At 67.2% G+C, this 2,804-nt stretch carries 3 protein-coding genes; 2 read left to right on the top strand and 1 reads right to left on the bottom strand.

All coding sequences use genetic code 11. The features are described 5' to 3' along the window. Positions 1-2 precede the first annotated feature (2 nt). On the top strand, positions 3-1,205 hold the full coding sequence (locus EB084_23200; protein NDD31171.1) for a hypothetical protein: 1,203 nt from the start codon (positions 3-5) through the stop codon (positions 1,203-1,205). 21 nt (positions 1,206-1,226) lie between these two features. Here EB084_23200 and EB084_23195 read toward each other — a convergent pair whose 3' ends face one another. Next, on the bottom strand, positions 1,227-1,712 hold the full coding sequence (locus tag EB084_23195; GenBank protein NDD31170.1) for an asparaginase: 486 nt from the start codon (positions 1,710-1,712) through the stop codon (positions 1,227-1,229). A 103-nt stretch (positions 1,713-1,815) separates the two neighbouring features. Here EB084_23195 and EB084_23190 point away from each other — a divergent pair. Next, positions 1,816-2,804, top strand: a 989-nt coding sequence (locus EB084_23190) for a protein kinase family protein (GenBank protein ID NDD31169.1), incomplete at its 3' end; no start/stop codon positions are given.

The following is a 2,804-nucleotide window of genomic DNA, read 5'->3' as shown; positions in this document are numbered from 1 at the left end:
CCGTGGCGTCGGTGGCGTTCGCCAACCACGAGCCGAAGGCGGCGCGAGAGACCATCCGGGTCTCCATCCCGAGCGAGTACGGCAAGCCCGTGCGGGCCGACCTCAACCTGACGAACGGGCCAGGAGCCCCCATGCTCGTCATCGTTCCCGGCGCCTTCTCGAGCCGCCGAACCTCAACCGTGAACGAGATCGAGCAGATGGCCCTGCACCACGGCATGAACTTCGTGGCCTTCGACAACCCGCTGAACGCGTCGATGGTCGACCACAAGCCCGTCACCCTTCCAGGCAACCCCCAGGTGGAATCACGCGGCCTCTACGACGCCCTGCGCGGGCTCCGCGACCGCTACCCGGGGTTCTTCAGCCACGTCTCGGTGACGGGATACTCCTACGGCGGCCTGCTCTCCGCCGGCATGGTCGATGCCCAGGGGAAGTGGCTCGCCGAGCATCCTGCCGACCGCCCCATCATCAACGGCAGCGTCGCCGCGGTGTCTCCCCCGATGGGGCTGCGCCAGTCGATGCGGGCCCTCGACAGCCTGCACCAGGTGGTCGACACCGCCCATGCCGGATCGTCCCTGGTCGCAGGCCTGCGATACCTGAACCGCACAAACCGCATCGACTTCCATGACATCGATCCGATGACGTTCCAGGCCACCCGCGACGGCTCCAGCGAACGGCGCCTGGTCGACGACTGGGGGTTCCGCAGCGGCTTCGAGTCTCTTCTGACCGAGATCGACCTCCACGCCAGCGATCCGCGCCTGCCCCTCGACCGCAGCGACGCGTCCGGCACGATGGCAGAGCGAATGCAGGCGCAGCAGACCCTGCTCAACGCCACGCGCTACGATGACTACCTGCGCGATCAGGTGGCCAGAGACCCCTGGTACGCCGCCCACGGCACGACCCCGGAGCAGGTTCTCGACAGCAGCCGCTACAGCGATTTCCTCGCGTCAGCCCGCGCCCAGGGGGTGCCGGTCATGACGCTGGTGTCGAGCGACGACTTCATTCTCGAAGCCTCTGACGTTCAGGCCTTCCGCGACCTCGAAGCCCACCCCGCTCCTACAGAGGTCACGCGTGTCTTCACGCACGGAGGGCACACAGGCCTGTACTACGCGCCCGAGGTGCGCGAGACGCTGGCCACGTTCCTGGCCGCGCGACCCGCACCCGCGCCCGCAGCGGTCCCCGCCCCCCAGAGCGCGCCCCCGCACTGAGGGCGCAGAGCGGCGGCAGGCCTACGGCTCGACGAACTCGCCGCGACCGCGATCCTTGTGAACGCGCTTCCAGTCGAAGAAGCGCCCGTTCATGGCCACGTACACGCCGTGGGGCAGGGTCTGCGCGAATGCCAGGGCGCTGCCCAGGTTGAAGAGACCGTCTGAGCTGCCGAACTTGTAGGGGATCATGGCTCCGGTGAGCACGATGGTCTTCTCGAGACCCGCCTCACCGAGCAGCCGTGCGGTGATCTCCATCGTGTCGGTGCCGTGGGTGATGACGATGCGCTCGTCGGGGCAGCGACGGCACTGCTGCAGGATCACATCGCGATCAGCGTCGGTCATGTCGAGGCTGTCGACCATCATCAGGGTGCGCACCTCGACATCGAGGCGGCAGCGCCCGAGACCGAGCATCTCGTGGAGATGGGTGTCATTGAAGTACAGGCGGCCCTGAAGCTCGTCATACGCCTTGTCGAACGTGCCGCCGGTGACGAAGATGCGAATCGCCATCGTCGGGCCATTCAAGTGCCCGTGCGTCGTTCCCTTCAGCGCGAGATGAGTCGCGTGATCCTCGAAGGGTCAAGGCGTGGGGGAACGCGAAGAAAACCAGGACATGCCACTGCTCACGCGCAACCGCATCCTCAAAAGCGACGTCACCGAGAAGTACTACAAGGTCCGCTCCAATCGCGTGGCCCAGGGTGGCTTCGGCGAGGTCTACCGCGGCGCTGTGCTCGACAAGAACGAAGACGAGTGCGAGCCCGTGGCCATCAAGGTCTCGCTCCACCCCATCGCCTGGCACGGCGAGGCCTACTTCGGTCGCCTGCTCACCCGCAATGACAGCGTGGTGCAGCTGCTCGACGCCTTCCCTGTGTTCGACGGCTGGGGCAACGCGCGCAAGGTGAAGTACGTGCTCGTGTTCGAGTGGATGGCCGAGGGAACCGTGGCCGACCGGCTTGCGCAGGACGACACGGCCTGGGACGAGGATCGCGTCATCGAGAGCATCCGCCCGCTGCTCGAGGTGCTCGACCTCCTCCATCCCCGAAGCATCTGCCACGGAGACATCACCACGCGAAACGTGTTCATCCGCGACGAGCGACTGATGCTTGGCGACCTCGGCATCACCCGGCAATCGCTCGCCGAAGGGCGGCGCCGCATGCACGGCGCGCCGCCAGATGACTTCGCGCCGCCCTCGGTCCCCGAGTACTTCTGGTCTCCCTCTGATGACGTCTACCAGATCGCCCTTCTGGCGCTGGCCCTGCTGCGCGGCAAGACGGTGAAGGCCTCTGAGGTGACGACCCTCATGCTGCGGCGCCTCGAGATCAGCGACTGGTTCATGGGATGGCTCTATGACGCGCTGCTGGCAAAAGACCGCTTCCGCGACGCGCGTGAAGCGCTCGAGTGCCTGACCTTCGAGCCGGTGCGGCCGGCCCGTGCTCCGTCGTCGCTGCGCGACCAACGCATCGTCATCACCGGGAGCCTGCCCAGCATGCGGCGCGATCGGGCGGAAGCCCGCGCTCGCCGCGCGCGTGCCGCGGTGCAGAAGGACGTGAACGGCGCGACCACGCTGCTCGTCACCGGTGAGCCTCTCGGCGGTGCGTCACC

The organism is Pseudomonadota bacterium, from assembly GCA_010028905.1.
Taxonomy (GTDB): domain Bacteria; phylum Vulcanimicrobiota; class Xenobia; order RGZZ01; family RGZZ01; genus RGZZ01.
The sequence above is the reverse complement of the archived record's forward strand: the minus strand, read 5'-3'. Positions and strand labels throughout refer to the sequence as shown.